Annotated in this window: 13 protein-coding genes; all 13 read left to right on the top strand. The window is 39.2% G+C overall.

Annotated features, from left to right (window positions below; genetic code table 11):
* Window positions 1-10 precede the first annotated feature (10 nt).
* On the top strand, window positions 11-2,431 hold the full coding sequence (locus JW794_09875; protein ID MBN2018418.1) for an ABC transporter permease: 2,421 nt from the start codon (window positions 11-13) through the stop codon (window positions 2,429-2,431).
* A gap of 8 nt (window positions 2,432-2,439) precedes the next feature.
* Window positions 2,440-4,800 (top strand): ABC transporter permease, encoded by a 2,361-nt coding sequence (locus JW794_09870; protein ID MBN2018417.1) that lies wholly within the window; start codon window positions 2,440-2,442, stop codon window positions 4,798-4,800.
* Entirely contained in the window at window positions 4,793-5,413 is a 621-nt protein-coding gene (locus tag JW794_09865) for a hypothetical protein (GenBank protein ID MBN2018416.1), read from the top strand. The genes JW794_09870 and JW794_09865 overlap by 8 nt, the downstream gene beginning before the upstream one ends.
* Complete coding sequence (locus JW794_09860; protein ID MBN2018415.1) at window positions 5,406-5,699, top strand: hypothetical protein; 294 nt, start codon at window positions 5,406-5,408, stop codon at window positions 5,697-5,699. Before JW794_09865 ends, JW794_09860 begins: the two co-directional genes overlap by 8 nt.
* 18 nt (window positions 5,700-5,717) lie before the next feature.
* On the top strand, window positions 5,718-6,296 hold the full coding sequence (locus JW794_09855; GenBank protein ID MBN2018414.1) for a hypothetical protein: 579 nt from the start codon (window positions 5,718-5,720) through the stop codon (window positions 6,294-6,296).
* A 117-nt stretch (window positions 6,297-6,413) separates the two neighbouring features.
* Window positions 6,414-7,073, top strand: a complete 660-nt coding sequence (locus JW794_09850; GenBank protein ID MBN2018413.1) for an ABC transporter ATP-binding protein — start codon at window positions 6,414-6,416, stop codon at window positions 7,071-7,073.
* Window positions 7,074-7,132: 59 nt separating this feature from the next.
* Window positions 7,133-9,253 (top strand): ankyrin repeat domain-containing protein, encoded by a 2,121-nt coding sequence (locus JW794_09845; protein MBN2018412.1) that lies wholly within the window; start codon window positions 7,133-7,135, stop codon window positions 9,251-9,253.
* Window positions 9,254-9,261: 8 nt separating this feature from the next.
* On the top strand, window positions 9,262-11,646 hold the full coding sequence (locus JW794_09840) for an ABC transporter permease (GenBank protein MBN2018411.1): 2,385 nt from the start codon (window positions 9,262-9,264) through the stop codon (window positions 11,644-11,646).
* Window positions 11,647-11,656: 10 nt separating this feature from the next.
* Complete coding sequence (locus tag JW794_09835; protein MBN2018410.1) at window positions 11,657-13,993, top strand: ABC transporter permease; 2,337 nt, start codon at window positions 11,657-11,659, stop codon at window positions 13,991-13,993.
* 11 nt (window positions 13,994-14,004) lie between these two features.
* Window positions 14,005-16,419: an ABC transporter permease gene (locus JW794_09830; protein ID MBN2018409.1), complete on the top strand. Its 2,415-nt coding sequence runs from the start codon at window positions 14,005-14,007 to the stop codon at window positions 16,417-16,419.
* A gap of 1 nt (window position 16,420) precedes the next feature.
* Window positions 16,421-18,811 carry an ABC transporter permease gene (locus JW794_09825; protein MBN2018408.1) on the top strand — a complete coding sequence of 797 codons (2,391 nt, stop codon included), beginning with the start codon at window positions 16,421-16,423 and terminating at the stop codon, window positions 18,809-18,811.
* Between the two features lie 9 nt (window positions 18,812-18,820).
* Window positions 18,821-21,208 carry an ABC transporter permease gene (locus tag JW794_09820; protein ID MBN2018407.1) on the top strand — a complete coding sequence of 796 codons (2,388 nt, stop codon included), beginning with the start codon at window positions 18,821-18,823 and terminating at the stop codon, window positions 21,206-21,208.
* Between the two features lie 11 nt (window positions 21,209-21,219).
* The gene (locus tag JW794_09815) at window positions 21,220-23,655 is read left to right on the top strand and encodes an ABC transporter permease (GenBank protein MBN2018406.1); all 2,436 of its coding nucleotides are present in this window, start codon (window positions 21,220-21,222) and stop codon (window positions 23,653-23,655) included.
* The last annotated feature ends 4 nt before the right edge of the window (window positions 23,656-23,659 follow it).

Here is a 23,659-nt window from a genome sequence, read left to right as displayed (position 1 = left end):
AGGAGACAGGATGCTAAAAAATTACCTGAAGATAGCGTACAGACACATTGCTCGGAATAAGTTCTACTCAGCCATCAATATTATCGGGCTGGCAATCGGTATTACCTGTGCATTGCTCATCGGGCTTTATGTTCAGCACCAGTATTCCTATGATTCCTTTCATAAGGATTCAGACAGGATCTACCGTGTTGAATCAATGTTCACGGTTCAGGGAAAACTCGATAAGTTCGCTTTAACTGCATTCCCACTTGTTCATACGATGAAGGCTGAAATCCCTGAAATCGAGGAAGCCACCCGCCTGCAATTCATGCAGAATCGGCTCTTCAAGCACGGAGAAAACAAAATATACGAAGATGATGCCTACTTGGCGGATTCCACATTCTTCGATATTTTCTCATATGAGTTCATCCATGGAGATCCGAAGACTGCACTCTCAGAACCGTTTACCGCAGTTCTAACAGAGAGTTTTGCCGATAAACTGTTTGGAGATATTCATCCCATCGGTGAGACGATCGTCGGTGGTAATGGACTAACGTTCCAAGTCACCGGAGTAATTGAAGACATACCGGACAACTCTCATGTTCAATTCCAGCTTCTCACTTCCATGACCACCCTAAGAGAGCTTATCGGTGCAGAACAATACAATTCTACTGCAACGAATGGCTTCTGGAATATAAGCGTATATTCCTATATCAGATTAAATGATAAGACAAATCCGCAGGCAGTTATGGATAAATTCCAGCAATTTTATGATAAGTACATGAAGGAGTTGGGTGATCGCATCAATACAAGCATGACGATCCGTCTAACACCAGTAAGGGATACACATTTCATCGGTGACCTGCAGTATGATTTCCCAACTGGAAATACGTCCTACACCTTGATCTTCATCTTTGTTGCAATGTTCATATTGCTGATCGCTTGTATAAATTACATGAACCTTGCAACTGCTCGGTCAATGAATCGTGCACGTGAAGTCGGTATTCGAAAAGTCGCAGGAGCACCTAAAGGTCTGCTTATCCGTCAATTCCTTTCGGAGTCGGTCTTTCTGTCATTTATCTCACTGATTATTGCAGTCATCGCTGCATACATTCTCATTCCAACTTTCAGCCATATTTCGGGTGTAGATATTTCTTTCAATATTGGACAAAACCCTCTTCTCCTCATCTACATACTGATCGCAACAATTATTGTAGGACTTATCTCAGGTAGTTATCCATCATTCTACCTGTCATCTTTCAAACCTGTAACGGTTCTCAAAGGAAAACTTAAGAGCGGGAAAGGAAGCGGAGGTCTACGTAAAGTTCTCGTTCTTATCCAATTCTCGATCACGATCATTATGCTGATCGGCACCTTTGCTGTATCAAATCAACTGAGTTATATTCAGAAAAAAGACTTAGGTTTCGATAAAGAAGATGTACTCGTTCTTACACTTCAGGACACTTCAGCAGTACGGAATATGGAAGCTGTTCGTGATGCGATGGGCAACCATCCTGACATTCTGTCTAGCGCTATTACAACAAGTGTTCCAGGAAGAATGACCGGCAAACTCATCATGAGAGTTGAAGCTGAAGATGGTTTTACCGAAAAACCGCTCAACCTATTTGTTACTGATACAAAATTTATCGATCTGATGGGAATGGAGATCGTCGAAGGCAGAAATTTCTCGGACAGCCTTGCCACTGATAGAGAAAAAGCCGTGATCATTAATGAAGCAGCAGCCAAAGAAATGAATTGGTCAGATGGAGCTCTCGGTAAACGCATTTATCTCGGACTTCGCGATGATGGCACTGCATTCTTTAGCGGAGAGGTAGTTGGTGTTGTTAAAGATTTCAACTATCAATCACTTCATAACAAAGTTGCACCAATTACCATCTTTACTACCGACTTCCCGAAAACAAGTGTTGTGATCAAATATAATCCTGAGAATATCCAGGATGTCCTTACATATGTCCGAGAAACCTGGCAGGATTTCATGCCGGAATTCCCCTTTGAATATGAGTTCCTCGATGATGTTCTTAATGAATTCTATATTCCGGAACAGAAACTTGCAAAGATATTCACGATCTTTGCGTTCATCAGCATTCTGATTGCATGTCTTGGTCTGTTTGGATTAGCATCATATACGACAGAGCAGCGCACCCGGGAGATCGGTATTCGTAAAGTGCTCGGAGCTACTTCACAGACAATTGTTATGCTGCTCTCGAAGACTTTCACAAAATGGGTGCTTCTTGCAAATATCATCGCCTGGCCAGTTGCTTATTTCGCACTGAAAAGCTGGCTTGAAAACTTCGCCTACAGAACGCAACTCTCGGTACTTACTTTTATTCTTTCGGGGCTGATTGCACTTGCGATTGCAATTCTAACGGTTCTCTATCAATCTCTTAAAGCATCACGCACTAATCCTTCAATAACTCTTAAATATGAATAGGAGAGTTCATGTTTAGAAAATCACTACTCACTGCATTCAGGAACATCAAACGTCATAAAGGACACGGATTTATAAACATACTGGGTCTTTCTATTGGACTGACCTGTTGTATTTTGATCTTTCTCTGGGTTCATCATGAGCTAAGTTTTGATCGTTTTCATGAAAACGCTGAGAGAATTTTTCGCGTTGTAGAAATGCAGGAACAATCAGGCGAACCGTTTCCAGTTGCCGTCACACCTGCTGCTTTGGGACCAGGTATGTTGCAGGATTTTCCTGAAGTGATCAATTTCACGAGATTTCAAACCTATGGTTTTGGTTACATTAGCAGTGGAGAAGAAAAATACAAGGCAAATATCACTTTGGCAGATCCATCGTTCTTTGAGATGTTCACATTCCCGATTATTGCTGGCAATAAAGAAGTTATGTTCGATGATCTATACAATGTCGTTATCTCGGAAGAAACAGCTTATAAATTCTTTGGTGATGAAGATCCTATTGGAAAAACTCTCGAAGTTAACTCATCGATAAACCTTACTGTAACGGGTGTATTCCAGAGCATAGCAGATAATTCACATCTGGACTTCGAGTACATCGTACCTTTCGAAGTACTCAAATTGTTTGGTGGAGATTTAGAATCCTGGGGCTCAAATTCTTACTATACATACATCCAACTAGAAAAAAATGCTGATTGGGTTGAATTTGATGCTAAAATTGAAGGATATCTTGCAGATCATGATGTCGGTTATCCAGTTAAACTGAATCTGCAACCGCTCACAGCTATTCATTTGCATTCACACTATGTGGCAGATATTGGCGGACATGGGGACATTCTTTATGTGCGGCTTTTCTCTCTCATTGCGATATTCGTGCTCGTAATCGCATGCATCAATTTTATGAATCTCTCAACTGCACGTGCAGAAACGAGAGCCCTAGAAGTTGGCATCAAGAAAGTGGTCGGTTCACAAAGAAGAACACTGATCAGACAATTCATTGGTGAAGCACTCATTCTTTCTCTCATTTCACTACTCTTTGCAGTAATTTTAGTAGAATTATTATTACCTTTATTCAATAATATCTCAGGCAAGGAACTTAATTTCTTCTCCGGGCAGGATGCGTTCATCTATATCTTTCTGGTTCTTGTAGCAGTCATTACAGGATTGGTTTCTGGAAGCTATCCAGCATTCGTTCTCTCAAGTTTCAAGCCGATCAATGTATTGAAGGGTACTATGAAATCAGGAAAGAAGGGTGTCATCTTTAGACGTGTCTTGGTTATTATTCAATTTTCCATTACGATCATTTTGATTATTGGAACGTTGGTTGTCTTTAAGCAAGTTCAATTTATACATAATAAAGAACTTGGCTATTCAAAGGAACAAATATTAACGTTTGTTCTCAGAAGCCAGACAGTTGGAAATTACGAAACTCTCAAGTCTGAAATACTCAAACTCCCCCAAATTCAAAACGTTACTACTGCTTCAGCATATCCTCATCGTATTGTAAATTCAGGATATGGCTATGACTGGCGTACAAAACCAGATGATGAGCGGGTACTCATCCACTACCTGAACGTAGAATATGATTTCTTCCAAACACTGGACATGGAATTCGTACAAGGGCGAGAATTCTCACCGGACATGCCAACTGATTCATCTGCAATTATCCTGAATGAAACTGCTGTTGCATTACTGGGTTTTGATGATCCTCTTTCAGAGCAGGTAACAGATCATTATCAGAATAACAAGCCATATCATATTATCGGTGTTGTAAAAGACTTCCATTTTAAGAAATTACAGACGGAGATCGAACCTCTTTTTATTACCCTGTCACCTCAGTCGTCATATTGTTTCATAAAACTGAATACTGAAGATATCGAAAATACACTGGCGCAGATCAAAAATGTTTGGGAAGAAGTCAATCTATCAATTCCATTTGAATACTCATTCCTCGATGAAAACTATGACAGACTGTATCGGGCAGAACAGAGAATGCTTACTATTTTCAAATATTTCACCATTATGGCGATCCTTATCTCATCACTTGGTCTCTTTGGTCTAATATCTTATATGACGACTCGAAGAACACGGGAAATAGGCATCCGTAAAGTGATGGGTGCATCTGTTCGGAATATTGTCGTCCTGTTGACTGAAGAATCTATCAAATGGGTTTTCATTGCAAATATCATTGCATGGCCCATTGCATATCTTGCTTTATCAAAATGGCTTAAAACATTTGTTTATAGAACAACAATGTCATTAACATTTTTTATCCTTGCAGGACTTCTTAGCATATTTATAGCAATAATCACTATTAGTTTCCAAACAATACGAGCAGCGCTACGCAATCCATCTGATTCAATGAGGTATGAATAAGATGTATAAAGATTTCAGAAAAGCTCTTAAAAACTTTAAACAACAAAAGGGACAATCCTCCTTCAACATATTAGGACAGGTCATAGAAATGACCGTATGCATCCTCCTTCTATTATGGGTGCAAGACAAGGTAAGCTTCGATCGGTTCCATATAAAAGGGGAATCCACATACCGTATTATTCAAGAAGGTCTATCACATTATAACGAAGAATATGGTAACCAAACGATTCCTTATGCGCTTGCACCCATTTTAGAAGACACGTCTCACGAATGTAACAAAAATAATGAATCGTATTATAGGTATAGTAATAATAAATCTAAAAAATATAATTTTTCCAATAACCGTCTCCTCCAGGACATACCAGCTCTCAAATCCATAATCTCCATTGCTTCACATAAGGGTGGTGATCTTGTTGATTATGATGATCCCCTCGACTTGGTAGTAACCAGCAAGGTAACAAGTATATTACGTTCTTCATCTGATCAAAACATCTTCGCCACCTATTCCTTTTTAAAGCAGGAGATATATGAAAAGAGCTGGTTCCCGGAGGGATCAGATAAAATACTCACAAAATTACAATATTCGCATGAACAGGGAGGTTTATATGCGTGAAATAGTTTTAAATATCCCAACCCTTGAAGCGCAGCAAAACCTTGAAATTGAAGTTCGTATTAACGGTAAGAAAAAAACGCTGTGCTACCGTGTCGAGCTTGTTGAATGGGATGATCCGAATGCAAGCTCAGAAGAAATTGTCGGTGTCCTTCGAAAAGTAATTCACGATTATGACAAAGATTGGGAACTTATCCAGATCGGCGCTCCGGACAAAGATAAGATCCCGATCATGTTTAGAAAGAAAAAAGCAATATATCCTGACGGTACTCAGGAAGCAATATGCTAAACAACATGAGGAGGTCTCATGAAAACATTAGTATCCATTCTGGCAGTTATGCTCATTATCCTACTCGTTATTTTGTTCTTCACCTCTTGCGCATCAACGAATCTTAAGATCATTGATAAGAGCGATGAACTTGGGGAAAAAAATGCTATTCATTACCACTGCTCACCGATGCAGGTAACGATCTTTCATGACAGTGAAACAACCGTTGCCGATCTCTTTCTTGAATTCAAAAAAATAGGTTCAACCTACAGATGGTATATGACCATCGACTGTTCACAGGTACAGCCAACCTGGACTGAACTCAAATCAATTAAACTTGAACTTGATAATTACAACAAGCCGTCTTCAAAAGAAAAAGCAATCCAGATAGAATCTGAACTTATCCTTAACGATCCATCAAATCACACAAACTCATTCTTTGTAAATAACGATTTCCTAAAACGTATTATCCATGCTCACGAAGTGATGATCACCGCTCATTGTAACGGAGATGAAGCGATCATCAACCTAGCTCAGTCACAAATTAATCAAATCGGTATGTTCTATCAGTATATTCAAAGGAACATATTGAATAATGCGTCAGTAATAATCATTTAAAATGCAAAGCTGCGAATTATTCGAAAATCGATCAGCAATCTTCAAATAAGTAATATTGAAGAAAGTTCCTTTGGTAATTTTCGAGTTTTCGTGGTAAGAAAACTTTAAGGAGTAACAATGTTACGGTTGCAAGGTGCCTTCAAATACTTCTCGAACAACTATGTAAAAACGTATGTCTTGAATGACATCAGTCTTGATGTCGAAAAGGGAGAATTCGTCACGGTAATGGGTCCTTCCGGTGCAGGAAAATCTACAATGCTCTACATACTCGGCATGCTCGATACGCTCAGCGATGGTGAATACTTTTATAGAGAGCAGCCAGTGCATACACTTAATGAAAAGCAGAGGACCAATCTGCACAGAACAGAAATCGGATTTGTTTTCCAGCAATATCATCTGATCGACGATCTTACGGTGTATGAAAATATCGAATTACCTCTTCTTTATCAAAAGAAACCCGGGAAAGAAAGAAAATCCAGAGTATGTGATCTGCTTGATCGATTCAGGATCGTGGGAAAAAAGGATCTTTTTCCCTTCCAGCTTTCAGGAGGTCAGCAGCAGTTGGTTGGTATCGCACGAGCAATTGCCGGAGAACCCACACTCATTCTCGCAGATGAACCAACAGGTAACCTGAACTCTGAACAGGGCACTGAGATCATGGATCTTTTTGCAAAACTGAACAGGGAAGGCACCACGATCATACAGGTAACTCATTCAAAAGAAAAAGCATCATACGGAAATAGAATAATCAATCTGCTTGATGGCAGGATCGTTTAAATAACTAAACTCCAACATGCAAGGGGAGCTTGGTTAATAATTAAGCATTAGGAGTCTTAATGAAAATATTTCTAATAATCCTTTCTACTTTACTTATCATTTCATCACAAGCGATAAGTGCAACAATATTTGAAGCAATTCAAAACAACAATATCGATGAAGTAACAACGTTTGTAACAGACAATCCAGATATTCTGAACGAGCGGGATGAACAATACTGTGATCCCCTTACTGTAGCAGCAATTGCCGGCAATCTGGATATCATGAAATATCTCATTTCACAGGGGGCAGATATCAACACGATTGATCGTGAAGGAAGTAATCTTCTTCATAATGCTGCCGCAAATGGTCATCTCGAAGTTGTACAATATCTACTTGATCAGGGATTCGACATTAATGCAGAAGATGCAAATGGAAATACTGCGCTTCTCTTTGCTTCTTCACATAATAATTTCGACCTTATCAAATTCCTCCTCGATAAAGGGGCTGACCTTGAAGCAGAAAGTATTAATGGCACAAATGTCATTCTAAACAGTGCCTTCGCAGGCAATATTGAGATCGTTGATTTTTTTATAGATAAAGGATTCTCGGTTAATCATCCAAATCAATGGGGTGTAACACCGCTCATGTATGCTTCGATTGTCGGAAATAAAGACGTTGTTGAATTTCTCCTGGAGAATGGTGCAGATGTTACAGCTATTTCGAATAATGGAGAAACTGCATTAGTATGGGCTACGATTAGAATGCATTTTGACATTGCGGAGCTCTTAATGGATAAGGGATTAAGCTATAACGATCGTAACGAACACGGAGCTACCATGTTTTTTTCAGCCGGCAAGTCCCCGATGGAAGCTGTTACCTATATGATCGAGAATGGCGCTGATACGAATGTTGAGGATTCTTCTGGAACGACACCGTTACATATTGCTGCTCAAAGAGGCAATACTGAAGTTGCCACATATCTGATCGAGCATGGGGCTGATGTTAATAAGATAAACGAACACGGTTGGACACCACTTAAATTTTCGCTGTGGAGTGAAGACACTTCGATGATGGAACTTTTACTTGAAAAAGGTGCAACAATCGAAATCATCGATGCAGAATGTGAAACTGGCTGTCAGACTTATGAATCTTCCCCACTGCATCTTGCTTCAAGAAGAGGGGCTGCTGACTTCATGGGTATTCTTATTGACCATGGTGCTGATGTAAATATTAAAAATGAAGAATTCAAACAAACACCGCTTCATCTTGCAGCAGCGATGGGATATGGTGATATTGTTGCATTACTCATCGAGAGCGGATGTGATGAGAGTATAAAAGATATCAATGGTAAAACTGCAGCTGACTTAGCTCTTGAACATGGAAATCTTGGGATCGCAAAAATGCTTTTAGGTAATGAAACTATTGAAGATGCAAAACCCGAGGAACTCTTACAGGCATCCCTTCAAGAGAGTGAAATTTATATCTGGTTTGTAACGCACAGTGGCTGGTTTGCCCGAACAAAGGATCACTTGTTAGTCTTTGACTATTGGAGACAAAACAGACCCCCGGATAATCCATCAATCGCCAATGGAATGTTCACTTTTAATGAAATAAAAAATCTCGATGTGATCGTATTGGTTTCGCATGTACATCAAGACCATTATAGTCCTGAGATCTTCACATGGAATGATTCTATACCAAACATCACCTACGTCATGGGATTTGATCCGCACGTTGCAAATGAAGAGTATATTGTTATGCAACCACGTACTTCAGTTAATGTAAACGGAGTGGATATAACTGCTATCTATTCAAACGATACTGGAGTAGGTTTCATGGTCGAAGCAGATGGTGTGACCATACTCCATCCCGGTGATCATGCAAATCGAGAGAGAGATTTTTCTGGTGACTACCTCGATGAAATTTACTATTTGCAATCTCTGAACAAGCCTATTGATATTGCCTTCATGCCGATAAGCGGATGTAACTTTGGAGATAATGAAGCAGTACGACTCGGCGTTCATAAAACCTTTGAGATTCTCGAACCAACCGTCTTCTTCCCTATGCATGCCGGGGATTATTCTCCGGATTATATGGAATTTGTGGAACAAGCATATGAAGATGGTGCCACTCCTCTAATGTACTACCAGATTTTCCCGGGTGACAGATTCTATTTTAACACTTCCTATTTGCAGTAGGAGAAGTTATGTTTAAGAATTTTATATCGGTCACTTTCCGTAATCTTATCAGGCAGAAGATATTCTCTATTATTACAATATTGGGTTTCTCGATCGGGCTTGCTATCTTCATTCTCATATCCTCACTGGTGATCATAGATCTTACATACGACACCTTTCACAAAGATATCAAAAACATCTACCGTGTAACCACTCGAGAAGATTCTGAAGGTGACAATCAGATCGTTTATGGAATCACATCTGGTCCGCTTGTAAAGAGCTTGAAAGAGGATTTCCCGGAAGTATCTCATTCCGTCCGCATAGCTTCAATGGGTTCTTCATTCACAAGAGAAATTAGCAATGATGATTCACCTCCCGAAGAGATCCGAGCTTTTTTAATTGGTGCTGATCCAGATTTCTTTGAAATCTTCAATTTCCCGATCATTCAAGGTAATAACGAAAATCCGCTTGTCGATCCTCACGGAGTATATATTACCGAGGAATTCTCGGAAAAATTATTTGGTGAAGAAAATCCAATAGGAAAACCCATCTATTTTATAGGATATGAAGACAAATTCGTTGCAGGCGTCATAAAAGATCTTCCTCTGAATACACAAATTAGGTTCAGCGTTGTCTATCCGATTGATCTTGAATTAAATCCTATTTGGTGGGATTCCTGGACAAATGCTGCACTTTCCGGATATATAAAAGTTATCGATAACGTCAACATGCAAGAGTTGAAGGATAAGATTAATGTTCACAGCCATGAGAACGGATTTGCCAAGATCTGGACTGCAGAATTTATACCTATGAAGGATATGCACCTGAAATCCGAACACCTCAGTTTCAATCTTATGAATGTGGGGCATAAAGATTCTGCAAGTGTGTATACTTCCCTTTTGATCGCTTTCCTCGTTCTGCTTATCGCTTCTTTTAACTATGTCAACCTGACAACGGCAAAAGCAATGAGAAGAGCTCGAGAAGTTGGAGTGCGTAAAGTAATCGGTGGACAACGTAGCCAGGTCATGAGGCAGTTTCTTGGAGAATCAATCGTAATAACATATATATCAACACTTTTTGCCCTGGTTCTTCTCGAGATATTTATCCCTATTCTCGAACTCCCTTTCAAGGGAATTTTCGAACTGCTTGCTGTAAATTATCTGCTCATCGGAACGCTGATTATTCCTCTTGTTATAGGCATCTGTGCCGGTCTTTATCCAGCATTGATCATGTCTAACTTCAAGCCGATCATTGTCCTCAAAGGCGCTTTTTCCAAAACAAAAAAAGGACTTGCTTTACGAAAGATCCTTGTGGTGGGACAATTCACGATCACGATTTCTCTTATATCTGCACTTCTTATTGCGGGGCAGCACATGAAATTCCTACAAAAAGTAGATCTTGGTTATAATAGAGAAAATGTATATCTGATCTCGAATATTAATATTCCTGAAAACAGGGAAGTTTTTAATGATAAGATACGCTCAATTCCAGGTGTTGAATATGTCGCATCAATAGGAAGTCTTCCGGGCGGGACGCTGCAAAAATACCAGATAAAAACGTTTGCAGAATCAGGTGAAAAGGACGGTATGTATGATCGCTTAATCGTTGATGATAATCTTATTCCTGCGCTGAATATGAGAATCATAAAGGGAAGAAATTTCTCCCGGTCTTTAAGTACCGACACCTTGAGATCTATCATTTTAAATGAAACCGCAGTAAAATATGCCGGTTGGGATGATCCGATCGGTAAGACCGTAAAGTTGTTCAACGAAGACGAGACAACTGAAGAGAGAGAGGTGATCGGCATTGTTAAGGATTTCAATTTTACAACTGTCAAAAGAGAGATCAATCCTATGTTCATCGTATATGATGATCGAATGTACCAAACAATGGTGAAACTCGATGGACGTAATGATGAGGAAACACTTGAAAAAATCACATCGGCACACCTGGAATTGGTTCCAGATGGTGATCTTCATGTCGAGACTTTCGACCAGCAGTTTTCATATCAATTTTATAGAGAGCGTAATTTCTCTGACCAGATTCGAATATTCTCTATTATTGCAATCATCATCTCATGCATGGGATTACTCGGTCTTTCTGCTTTCATGACTGAGCAGCGAACAAAAGAGATCGGTATCAGAAAAGTGATGGGAGCTACTTCAAAAAAAATAGCATTTCTTCTCACCAAAAGTTTCCTCAAATGGGTTCTCATCGCTAACGTTCTAGCAATTCCTATAACCTGGTATGCCATGAGCAAGTGGATCGATGGATTCGTCTATCGTTCCTCGATCAATCCAATTATATTTGTTCTTTCGGGTATTATTGTTGTTCTGATCGCAACTTTTGCAGTGAGTTTTCAGACAATCAGGGCAGCAAATCTTAATCCGGTCAAATCTATTAAGTATGAATAGGTAAAAACCTATGATAAAAAACTATATAAAAGTAGCATTAAGAAATATTCTTCGAAGAAAAGGGTTCTCGTTCATAAACATAATCGGTCTTGCGACGGGAATGGCAGTTTGTATCCTCATTCTGTTATGGGTTCGAGATGAATATAATTATGACAGATTCAATGCGAAGGCTGATAGTATCTATCGAATAAATTTCTCATACCTCTCAAATAATGAGACAAAGCATCACTGGCGAACCCCCCCTCCAATGGCTCGTACGATTAAAAAGAAATATCCTGAAATTGAAGATGCAGCGAGGTTTCATAATGAAGGACAGGTTCTTGTAAGTGTTGATAATAAAAAACTTAAGCTTATAGCAGGATATACTGACAATTCTCTCTTTAACATCTTCACCCTTCCTTTTGCTCAGGGAGATCAAACGACTGCTTTAGTAGATCCTTCTTCAGCGGTTATATCTCAAAAAATGGCTGACACATTCTTTCCGGATGAAAATCCGATTGGAAAAACTATTTCAATAAATAACCAACTAGATCTTATGGTTGACGGTGTTCTCGAACCGTTGCCAGCCGGAAGCCATTTGGTATTCGATCTCTTGATGTCTTTCAAGCATCTTCCGGATATTATGGGATATGGCGGTGAAGATGAGTGGGGTGATTTCGGATTCAACACGTTTATTCTGCTCAATAAATCTGCTTCGATCGACCAGACCGAGAAGAACATCAACATGTGTGTAGATGAGATCCTCCCAGAATTAGGCAGAAAATTCTATTTGCAGCCCTTAAAGAAAATGCACCTCTATAATCTGGATGGCCATTCAGGAAGAATATTATACGTCTATATCTTTTCCTCTATTGCTCTTTTCATCCTCATCATAGCATGCATAAATTTCATGAACCTTTCAACGGTGCGATCAATGCAGAGAGCTCGGGAGATTGGTATACGAAAGGTTGTCGGTGCAGTTCGTCATCAGCTGAGAGTTCAATTTATCTGTGAATCCGTTATGCTTTCTATGATTGCTCTTCTTGTTGCCATTCTAATGGTAGAACTTCTTATGCCGATCTTCAATACTCTGACCGGGAAAGCATTATCTTTTGATATTTTCAACAGCAGTATTTCGCTTTCTCTTCTTTTTATCACCCTTGTCACCGGACTGCTTTCCGGACTGTATCCAGCATTCCTCCTTTCCTCGTTCAAGCCGGTTAAGGTTTTGAAGGGAAATCCAAGAGGAGACTCAAATACACTCAGAAAATGTCTTGTTGTACTACAGTTCACCCTTTCCACGATTCTCATTTTCTCAACAATTGTTGTGGCAAAGCAGATAAAATTTATACAGAATCAGAACTTAGGATTTAACAGGCAGAATGTTGTATATTTACCTCTTAATAATGATTTTTATGAACATTCAGATGCTTTAAAAGAGGAACTGCTTAAGGATCCAAACATCCTGAATGTAACTAGAACATCCAGCAAGTTAGGTCTTGGACCAAAATGGAGTATGACCATAGAAAATTGGGAAGGCAAAAATGGAGAATCAACACTCACGCTACCTCTCATTTCTTGCGACAGTGATTTCCTAGAAACATTTGGATTAGAATTAGTGGCAGGTGAGTTTTATACTGAAGATTTCTATAGTCAGAAAGGTGGTTTTGAATTCATACTGAACGAAACTGCAGTCAAAACCGCTGGCATAGAAGATCCAATCGGCAAGTCATTCCACAACGGCACGATAAAAGGTGTGATAAAGGATTTCAATTTCAGTTCTCTACATAATAATATTGATCCTCTTGCCCTGGTAACTGTTCCAGAATGGGACAATTATGTTGCCATTAAAATATCCGGATATAACATAGAAAAGACCATCAAGTATATTGAAGAAGTAAGCAAAAAAATTGCTCCCGAATTTCTCTTTGAGTATAGTTTTCTTGATAGCGAGTTTGATGGTATGTATCAATCAGAAATCCGACTAGGTAAACTCTTCAATTACTTTTCACTCTTTGCAATTATCATATCATGCCTTGGACTACTTGGATTATCATCCTATATGATACAGCAAAGAACAAAAGAGATCGGACTGCGCAAAGTACTCGGTTCATCGGTTTCCGGGATCATACAACAACTTTCTACCCAGTTCATTAAGTGGATCATTCTTGCAAATATAATTGCTCTTCCCATTGCCTACTTTATCATGGATAAGTGGCTTCAGAATTTCGCATTCAAGACATCTATCAGCATCTATATATTCATCGTCACAGGCTGTATCGCTCTGCTGACTTCATTAATAACCATAAGCGTCCAAACCATTAGAGCAGCAAAACTTAATCCGGTTGATTCCATAAAATATGAATAAAGGATAATTGCATGATCAAAAATTATCTTAAGATCGCATTAAGAAATATCCTCAGGCATAAAGGATATTCCATTATCAATATACTTGGTCTTACAATAGGTGTTACAGCATGTTTGTTGATCGTTCTTTTTATCAAATATGAATATTCCTTTGAAGATATGCATGCAAAGAGAGATAGAATTTATCGTGTACTTACTATTGATAGTGCACTGGGAACCAATAAGCAACGAGTAGGGATAACCATGCCGGCTCTTGGTCCTGCAATGGTGGAAAACTTACCTGAAGTTGAAGACGCTGTCAGAATTTCCGGGGGCAGACAAACCCTCATGCAAAGAGAAGGTGAAGAGGGTATCTTCAGTGAAAATGCAAGATCAGCAAGCGGAAATTTCTTCACATTTTTTGACTATTCCTTCATTGAAGGAGATCCCACAACAGCTCTAACTGAACCGTATACAATTGTTCTCACAAAATCCCTCGCAGATAAACTCTACAAAGAAGATTCTGGATTTGATCAAACAATAACTGCCCAAGGACTGGAATTCACAGTAACTGGAATTATTGAAGATCTTCCCGATAACACACATTTTACTTTTGACGCACTTGTATCCCTTGCCACGTTCGAATCTCTTGCTCGTGCAAACCAACCTGAAAATTCAACACAACCAATCTGGTTAGAGAGTTGGGGGCTGGTTGCAATGCCAACGTATATGCTCCTGAAAGAAGGCACATCCGTCGAGGGTCTTGCAGAAAAACTTACCGCATTATGCAGAGAAAATGATGTTGACGAAAATTTTGAAATTACCCTCCAACCACTCAATGATGTTCATCTTCATTCTTCGGATATAATCTTCGACCCGATTGGAAAAAAGGGTGATGTTAAGAATATATATATCTTTTCAGCGATCGTTTTTCTCATCCTCGTTATTGCTGCAGTGAATTACATGAATCTGTCAACTGCCAGAAGCATTCAGCGCGCAAAAGAAGTTGGAATGAGAAAGGTGGTAGGTTCAAGTTTGAATCAACTCCGAATCCAGTTTATAGGTGAATCTCTCTTTACATCTTTTGTTGCAATTCTTCTCGCAATCCCGATTGTGGATATTTCTACACCACTGCTGAACAACATAGCCGGAACATCGATCCAGTTCAATGTGTCTGAACTCGGCATACTCATCCTTCCGATAGCACTTATATGGATCTTCATCGGGATCGTTGCCGGACTGTATCCTGCCTTCATCCTTTCGAGTTTTAAGCCATCAACTATTCTTAAAGGAGCATATCAGAAAAGCAAAGGTGGTGTGATTTTAAGAAAAATACTTGTGATTTTCCAATTCACATTATCAGTCGCACTAATCGGGCTCAGCATCATTATTCAGCAGCAGATGCATTACATCAATTCCAAAGATCTGGGATATAATAAAGATCAGATCGTATCGTTCATTATGAACCATCCAGATGTTTCTCCGAATTCTGAAGCTTATATTTCAAAACTATTGGAACATACAGGAATAGAAGCGGTTGGTCGTTCTACAAATCTACCGGGTAATACATTTGGAAGAACTGGCTTAACTCCTGAAGGGACATCAGAGGATGATATTTACATCTGGAGAAATTTCGGGATCAATGATGAATTCATTCCTGCCATGGATATGAAGATCGTGGAAGGAAGAAACTTCAGTCCTGATCTCGATGTAAATCAGGATAATCGAGTTTTAATAAATCAAACTGCTGCACGGCAGGTCGGTTGGGATGCAGCAGTGGGAAGGAAATTATATTTTGGTGATGCGGACAGTCTCGGCTCAGAAGTTATTGGTGTTGTAAAAGACTTCCATACAGATGGTTTACACCAGCCCGTCGAACCGATTGTGATCTTTCGGCTTCCTGATTCGACAGGTGCATTTGTCGTTGCAAAGATCAAACAAGGTAATGTTCATAACGCAATGAGTTATATCAAGCAAACCTGGAAAGACCTTTTTCCGGACAATCCTATTAAATATACTTTCCTTGATGAATCTCTTCAAATACTCTATGATCAGGATGTCAGAACAGGTGTTGTTGTAAATATCTTTTCTGCACTTGCGATCTTCGTTGCGTGTCTCGGTCTCTTTGGACTCGCCAGCTTCTCGATATCGCAAAAAATGAAAGAGATCAGCATACGAAGAGTTCTGGGTGCTAGTTCGAGTAGTATTACGGGATTACTTGCTTTCAATTTCCTTAAATTGGTGATCATTGCAAACGTCATCGCGATTCCGCTTGCATGGTTCGCTTCAAAACAGTGGTTGCAAGGTTTTGCCTATCGCATCAACATGAACGTTGTTACGTTTATCGTTGCAGTGCTTATATCTATACTTGCATCTATCCTTACAGTCAGTTTTCAGACACTTAAAGCTGCTCATACCAATCCGGCAAAAAACATCAGGTACGAATAATATGATTAAAAATTACCTTTTAACTGCTCTTAGAAACCTTTTTCATCACCGTGTTTTTACTGCAATAAACGTGGTTGGTCTTGCAGTTGGCATGGTTATCTTCGGAATTTTCTCTACATCTGCTGGAATAAAGCTAAAATCGGACAAGTTCCACAAAAATGCTGAGAATATATTTGCTGTTGTTCAAACATTTCAGGATAAAGAGAGTAATGAAGTTCATGCTACGTATGCACCTTCACCTCTTAAGAATATTCTTATTAATGAGATCCCTGATATTGAAAAAGTCACCAGAATTTATAATGCTCCCCCAATGACCATAAAGTCCAATGATCATGTTTTCTTTGAGGACAAAATACTCTTTACAGAACCTGAATTCTTCGAGATGTTCTCTTTCAAACTTATTGCAGGTGATCCTGAAACAGCTTTATCAAAACCAAATTCGATAATCCTTTCAAGATATAATGCAGAGAGATTCTTTGGAGAGAAAAATCCAATAGGTAAAGAACTTTATGTAAACAATACATTGATGAATATTACTGGTGTCATAGACGACACTCCACGAACTTCAGCGATCAGATATAATGCTCTTATATCTTATTCAAGTCTTAATGAATTCTTGCCTGCTCTTGATTCATTCAACGAACATCAGATTACATCATTTGTGCAATTGAAGAACACGAGTTCACTATCTCGTGTAAACGATAAGTTAACGGAAGTGCATCAGAAACTCTATGCGGATGGTGAGAATACCCCAACAACTATGTATCTTTTCCCCCTTGTTGATTTCAGACTGAAATCCGAACACATTCAGTCATGGATTTCAAGCAGTTCTTTTAGGGGCATCATAATATTATTTATCATTTCTGCTCTCATGCTGTTCGTAGTGAGTATCAATTTTATTAACCTTTCGGTTGCTCGATATATAAAACGCGTGAAGGAGATCGGTATTCGCAAGATCATCGGAGCTTCCCGCTTCCAGCTTATCCTCCAATTTCTTGGTGAGTCCATTCTGATCTCTTTGATCGCACTTCCATTATCTCTAGTAATATTCGAGATAGGATATCCAATTTTACTCAAATCCTTCATCGGACAATCGATGCCGGAACTTATGAACAGCGCAGGAACATCAATCTGGCATTATCCCTTTATCATTAAATATTTTTTCTATACTTCACTTGTCGTAGGATTTATCTCTGGACTCTATCCAGCTATTTATCAATCAGGTTTTTCCCCTCTCAAGATTTTGAAAGGACATATCCAAAAAGGTAAAAATCGAAGAAAAGGAAATAAAATTCTTATCATATTACAATTCTTCCTCGCTGTGCTTTTGATCACTTCAGCAACAATTACAAAGGATCAATTGAATAAAGTGGTAACAGCTGATTATGGGTACAACAGAAATAATGTTGCTGGTATTTTTATAAAAGACCTCGATAAATCGCAACGGGAAATCCTTGAGAATGAGATACAGTCAAGATCAGATGTATTGGGCGTTTCCGCCTCCGAACAGCTTCCCGTTTTGTGGGAATCACCACAAGCTGCCGCGATAGCTGCAGAGACCGACCCAATTAAGGTCTCTGTAGAATCCTATGGTGTAGATTATAATTTCGCTGAACTCATGGAAATCCATATGAAAGCAGGAAGAAGTTTTCAGATTGGTCATGGAGATGAACATTCATTTATTATTAACTCCAAGACTGCTCAAAAACTCAATCTTGTCGATCCTCTAGGTCAACTGATAAAGATCGGCGAGAAAGAAGGATCAGTTATCGGCATATCAGATGATTTTATCTTAGGAGACGTTGGTTTCGAAATACCTGCAACCGCTCTTCATCTTGATACAAACAGTTTGAACTACTTACTTGTTCGTTATAGAGAAGGAACTGATTTCGCTTATTTTACTGCCGAAATAAAATCGATTTGGAATGGGATATTCCCCGACCAATCCATGAATATTACTTCGCTTGATGCATTTTTTACTGATACGATCGGCATGGTCGTGAAGGTTGGTAACTTCTTTAGCGTTCTAGGATTGTTAGCAATTTTCTTTTCGTGTCTCGGGCTTCTTGGACTTACTTCCATACTCGTTGAGATGCGTTTAAAGGAGATGAGTATACGCAAAGTACTAGGAGCTTCCAGAAAGAGCATCTTCTGGACAATAAGTAAAAACTACTTAGTGCTGGTTACTATTGCAAATATTCTTGGTGTAATCTTGATCCATTTCCTATGGACTAAAGTCATGCAGACAGGAATGATGTTCATCAGTCAGATCAGTGTTTTCACCTACATAGGGATTTTTGTACTGACCTTTGGTATTGCTTTTCTTGCGATCGCCTCCCAATCATACAAGGTTGTAACAACGAATCCAGCTAAAATATTAAGTTATGAATAAGGAAATTCTATGCTAAAAAATTATCTTCTGGTAACTTTTAGAAATATTAAGAGAAGTAAGATCTTCTCATTTATCAATATTTTCGGTTTAGCACTTGGCATTTATGTATGTATAATAATAGGTTTGTATGTTGTGGATGACCTTTCCTTTGATCGATATCATACAAACGCTGACAGGATATATAGAGTCGTCTCTTTTGATAATACTCGCGATTGGGTTTCTGCAGTTACTTCAGGACCAATGTTGTTGAAGTTTGGCCAAGATATTCCAGAAATTGAAGCTTCTACTCGTATTAGTCCTGCATTTTTCAGATTACAGCCCGGAACAATTGATCCCGCATCTGACTCTCTGGCAATCTTCAGGCGCGGAATAGTAACTGGTCCTGGATTTTTTAAAGTATTTGATTTTGAGATACTTGAAGGAGAGAAGGAGAATCCATTTGAAGATCCGAACGGAATATATATTTCACAAGATGTTGTTGATGCAATCTTTCCAGATGAAAATCCTGTTGGGAAACCAATAAATATCCGCTCGAATGAACATGCTTACGTAGCTGGAATTATTGAGACTCCTCCAACTACTTCTCATATGCAGTTCGACGTAGTTCAATTTATGGACATTAATCGAAATCTCGCGTGGTGGGATAGCTGGGAAAACCTTTCTCTAACTGGCTATGTACTTCTTCATGAAGGAGTCGATCCAAAAGAAGTAGAACCAAAAATTGTCGCATCATCTCGGGAAGGAGGATTCTCTGAAGTATTTACTCCTCAGTTACAACCGATTCTCGATATGCACCTGGGTTCCCAGGATATCCGCTACGATGCATTTAACATGAATAAGAATAACAGATCAGCTGTATATGCACTTATTCTAATCGCAATTCTTGTTATATTCGTTGCTTCAATTAATTTCGTTAATCTTTCTATTGCCCGATCGGTAAAACGAGCTCGAGAAGTGGGAATGAGAAAAGTAGTCGGGGCAAACAGAAGACAATTAGGAACACAATTCATCCTTGAATCCATAATACTCACAGTACTCGCAATGATCATTGCAGTCTGTGCCGCTGAGATCAGTCTCCCATATTTACAAACATTCCTGAACAAAACCCTTTCACTTAATTTCCTCCAACACCCCTTAACACTGTTACTCTTTATAACCCTTGCTATCGTTTTAGGACTAGCTTCCGGGTTCTACCCTGCGGTCATTCTTTCATCCTTCAAACCGGCAAAAGTTCTTAAAGCAAAGTTAAACAAAACAAGAACGGGTCTGGGTCTAAGAAAAATACTTATTATCGGACAGTTCAGCATCTCAATAGGTCTTATTGCAGGAGTTTTAATCGTCCTTCAACAGATACGATTTTTGGAGCATCGCGATTTTGGATATAATCGTGATCATGTTATAATAATACCTGCAGGAGATCAGAATTTGAGTTTGGATAGTGATATTTTTAAAGATCGAGCGGTACAAATACCTGGAATCATCTCATTTGGCCGGGCATCACTCGCACCAGGCAGAACACTACCGACCACTGAAGTGTGTTTCGATTACCGTAAAGAAGGTGAAAGTAATATGTTTGAGCATTTCTGGATCGATCATGACTTTATACCGTCTTTGGAAATTAGCATTGTAAGGGGAAGAAATTTCTCTCGTGATTTTGCGTCTGACACATTAGCCGTATTAATCAATGAAACAGCCTATAGAATGTCCGGCTGGAAGGATCTGGAGGGCAAAAAGATCATTAATCGTGGAGCAAGCATGATTGATGAGCCATTCCAAGTGATTGGTGTCTTTAAAGATATACACTTTGGTCTTGCAAATCGTCCTGTTGAACCAATGCTCCTCATGCTAAATCCTGCAGCTGCAGGACTTGCATTCATTCGTCTTGAAAACACTGATACCGAAACAACAATTGAAAATATTGAAGAAATATACACAGAACTCTATCCGGATCGAGAATTTAGGAGTTTCCCATTCGATGAGATCTTTTCCTTCCAGTTTAATGAAGATAGAGGTTTTGCATTTGGTATCGCAGTTTTTGCTGGACTAGCAATTATTATAGCCTGCCTGGGACTTTTCGGGCTTGCATCATATGCCATAGAAGTTCGCCAAAAGGAACTTGCAATCCGAAAGGTGCTTGGTTCAACCGTTCCCCAAATAATATATCTTCTCTCAAAAGAATTTTCTCAATGGGTGGTCTTTGCAAACATCATAGCCTGGCCAGCAGCATTTTTATTGATGCGCGAATGGTTGAGTGGTTTTGCGTATAAAGCACCATTTTCAATCATACCCTTTCTTCTTGCCGGCATTGCCGCGCTCATCATTTCAATTTTTACAATTTCTTTAAGAATGATAACTGTCATCCGGTCTAATCCGGTCGAAACATTAAAATACGAATAAGGAGAAATACTATGTTAAAGAATTATTTTATTGTAGCAATAAGAAATCTTAAAAGAAGTAAGATTTTCTCATTTATAAACATCACCGGACTTGCTCTCGGACTTGCGATCAGTTCGATGATCCTTATGTATGTAGTGAATGAACTTACGTATGATAGATTCAATGAAAATTATGAGAATATCTATCGCGTAACCATGGATCTCGAAGCAATGGGAAATAAAATATCTGGTCCGATTACAATGGCACCACTCGCACCTTATCTTAATGAAGAATATCCAGACATCAAACACGCAGCTCGTATGTCACAGGAAAATCACCCAATCATAACCTACGATAACAAACTCTATGAGCAGACTGGTCTCTATTACGCTGATCCTGAACTCTTCGATATATTTACGATCAAATTCCTGAAAGGTGATCCGGAAACCTGCTTTGAAAATCCGTTTTCAGTCATTATCACTGAGGAGACTGCAAAAAAATATTTCGGCGATGAAAACCCAATAGGAAAGGTTTTTACATTCAATAATAGTAACGAATACACCGTAACAGGAGTTGTAGAAGAAATGTCCTCTAATTCACACCTGTCTTTTGAAATGCTCGCTTCATTTTCAACAATGTATAAACTCAGGGGTGAGGAGATGATGAATATCTGGCTAATGAATTCTTACACAACCTATGTCGAATTACAAGACGGCATCACGCCGGATGATATAGCTCCAAAATTCAGAGAGATCATTAAAGAGAAAGCAGAAAGTCACCCCATCGCAATTCAATATGGAATGAAAGCCGAGCTCCTTCTTCAACCGCTTAAGGATATCCATTTACACTCACACTTCACTTTTGATGATGATAACAGCGGAGATACTGCATTCATTTACATATACTCAGCCGTAGCGCTGTTCATCCTCTTAATTGCATGCATTAATTTTATGAACCTTTCCACAGCCCGTTCAGCATCCCGCGCACGAGAAGTGGGTATGAGAAAAGTGATTGGTGCAGAGCGCTCGAGATTGATCAGACAGTTTCTTGGCGAATCCATCTTCATGAGTTTATTGGGTTTGATCATTGCCCTTGTACTGATTGAGTTTCTCCTTCCTGTTTTCAATACGTTGATAAATGTGAAATTAACTTATAGCATCGTCAAAAATTGGCAAATATCATTTGGTCTGCTCGGAATAAGTCTTGTTGTCGGATGTGTCGCTGGTATCTATCCAGCATTTTTCCTTTCGTCCTTTAAGCCGGTTAAAGTTCTTAAAGGCACACTTAAAGCAGGATCAGGAAATAGAATTTTCCGAGATGTTCTGGTTGTGTTCCAGTTCGTGATCTCAATTGCTTTGATCATCTGCACCTTTACGATGCTTCACCAGATATCATATATGAAGAACAAACCTCTTGGTTTCAATAAAGATCACATACTTATCGTTCCACTCAGGGGAAGTGATATCCGCTCAAATATGGATGTATTCAAGGCAAATGTGCTTGCCATTGAAGGTGTTCAGTCCGCCAGTCTTTCATCAAATTATCCCGGGGACACTGGAGATATGGAATACCTATTCAGTTTTGAGGGCTTGGAAGACCAACAACCGATGATCATGAAGTATGAAGAAGTTGACTATGATTACTTCAATACTCTTGGAATTGAATTTGTTGAAGGACGGAATTTTTCTGAAGACATGCAGACTGACGACGAAGCATTTATCGTTAATCAAGCGCTTGTAACACAGCTTGGTTATGATCAGCCGATCGGTAAGGAAGTATATTGGTCGACAGTGGAAGATCCAAATGCGGGTCTCGATGAAAATACAATGGTAGATTTAACCTACAAAATAATTGGAGTGATCAATAATTATCACTTCGAATCACTTCATGATATGATACGGCCGGTACTTATCCATTTGGGTGGATCTGAAATGAATGAGCTCGTAGTAAAAGTACGACCCGAAAATATGTCCAAAACAATCAGTGCAATAGAAAAGGAGTGGGGCTCACTTTCTCCAAACCGTCCGTTCACTTATCATTTCCTTGATGACCGCATTGCACAACAATATATCAGAGAACAACGCCAGAGTAAAACGATTATCTATGTTACCTTTATCGCGGTTTTGATCGCATGCCTTGGTCTTTTTGGTCTCTCGACCTTTATTGCAGAACAGCGCAGAAAAGAAGTAGGTATCAGGAAAGTACTCGGCGCTACTGTCGGTAATATCACGCTCAAGCTCTCCCGCGAACTTACACAATGGACACTTATCGCTAATGTTATTGCTTGGCCTGTTGCTTATTTTGCTATGAGTAAATGGCTTCAGGGCTTTGCATATAGGGCTCCGATAAACATTGGTTTATTTATTCTGGCAGGAGTGTCTGCAATTGCAGTTGCATTACTTACGATCAGCTTTTACACAATCCGGGCTGCACATACGAATCCAGCTGAAGTAATAAAATATGAGTGATAGA

This window comes from Candidatus Cloacimonadota bacterium (assembly GCA_016932035.1).
GTDB lineage: Bacteria > Cloacimonadota > Cloacimonadia > JGIOTU-2 > JGIOTU-2 > Celaenobacter.
This window is presented reverse-complemented; position numbering and strand designations above follow the sequence as displayed.

What these genes read in the sequence shown, in the direction of transcription:
- JW794_09830 (MBN2018409.1), top strand. Translation starts at nt 14,005, where the DNA reads ATGATCAAAAATTATCTTAAGATCGCATTAAGAAATATCCTCAGGCAT.
- JW794_09820 (MBN2018407.1), top strand. Translation starts at nt 18,821, where the DNA reads ATGCTAAAAAATTATCTTCTGGTAACTTTTAGAAATATTAAGAGAAGT.
- JW794_09870 (MBN2018417.1), top strand. Translation starts at nt 2,440, where the DNA reads ATGTTTAGAAAATCACTACTCACTGCATTCAGGAACATCAAACGTCAT.
- JW794_09850 (MBN2018413.1), top strand. Translation starts at nt 6,414, where the DNA reads ATGTTACGGTTGCAAGGTGCCTTCAAATACTTCTCGAACAACTATGTA.
- JW794_09860 (MBN2018415.1), top strand. Translation starts at nt 5,406, where the DNA reads ATGCGTGAAATAGTTTTAAATATCCCAACCCTTGAAGCGCAGCAAAAC.
- JW794_09865 (MBN2018416.1), top strand. Translation starts at nt 4,793, where the DNA reads ATGAATAAGATGTATAAAGATTTCAGAAAAGCTCTTAAAAACTTTAAA.
- JW794_09875 (MBN2018418.1), top strand. Translation starts at nt 11, where the DNA reads ATGCTAAAAAATTACCTGAAGATAGCGTACAGACACATTGCTCGGAAT.
- JW794_09825 (MBN2018408.1), top strand. Translation starts at nt 16,421, where the DNA reads ATGATTAAAAATTACCTTTTAACTGCTCTTAGAAACCTTTTTCATCAC.
- JW794_09855 (MBN2018414.1), top strand. Translation starts at nt 5,718, where the DNA reads ATGAAAACATTAGTATCCATTCTGGCAGTTATGCTCATTATCCTACTC.
- JW794_09815 (MBN2018406.1), top strand. Translation starts at nt 21,220, where the DNA reads ATGTTAAAGAATTATTTTATTGTAGCAATAAGAAATCTTAAAAGAAGT.
- JW794_09845 (MBN2018412.1), top strand. Translation starts at nt 7,133, where the DNA reads ATGAAAATATTTCTAATAATCCTTTCTACTTTACTTATCATTTCATCA.
- JW794_09840 (MBN2018411.1), top strand. Translation starts at nt 9,262, where the DNA reads ATGTTTAAGAATTTTATATCGGTCACTTTCCGTAATCTTATCAGGCAG.
- JW794_09835 (MBN2018410.1), top strand. Translation starts at nt 11,657, where the DNA reads ATGATAAAAAACTATATAAAAGTAGCATTAAGAAATATTCTTCGAAGA.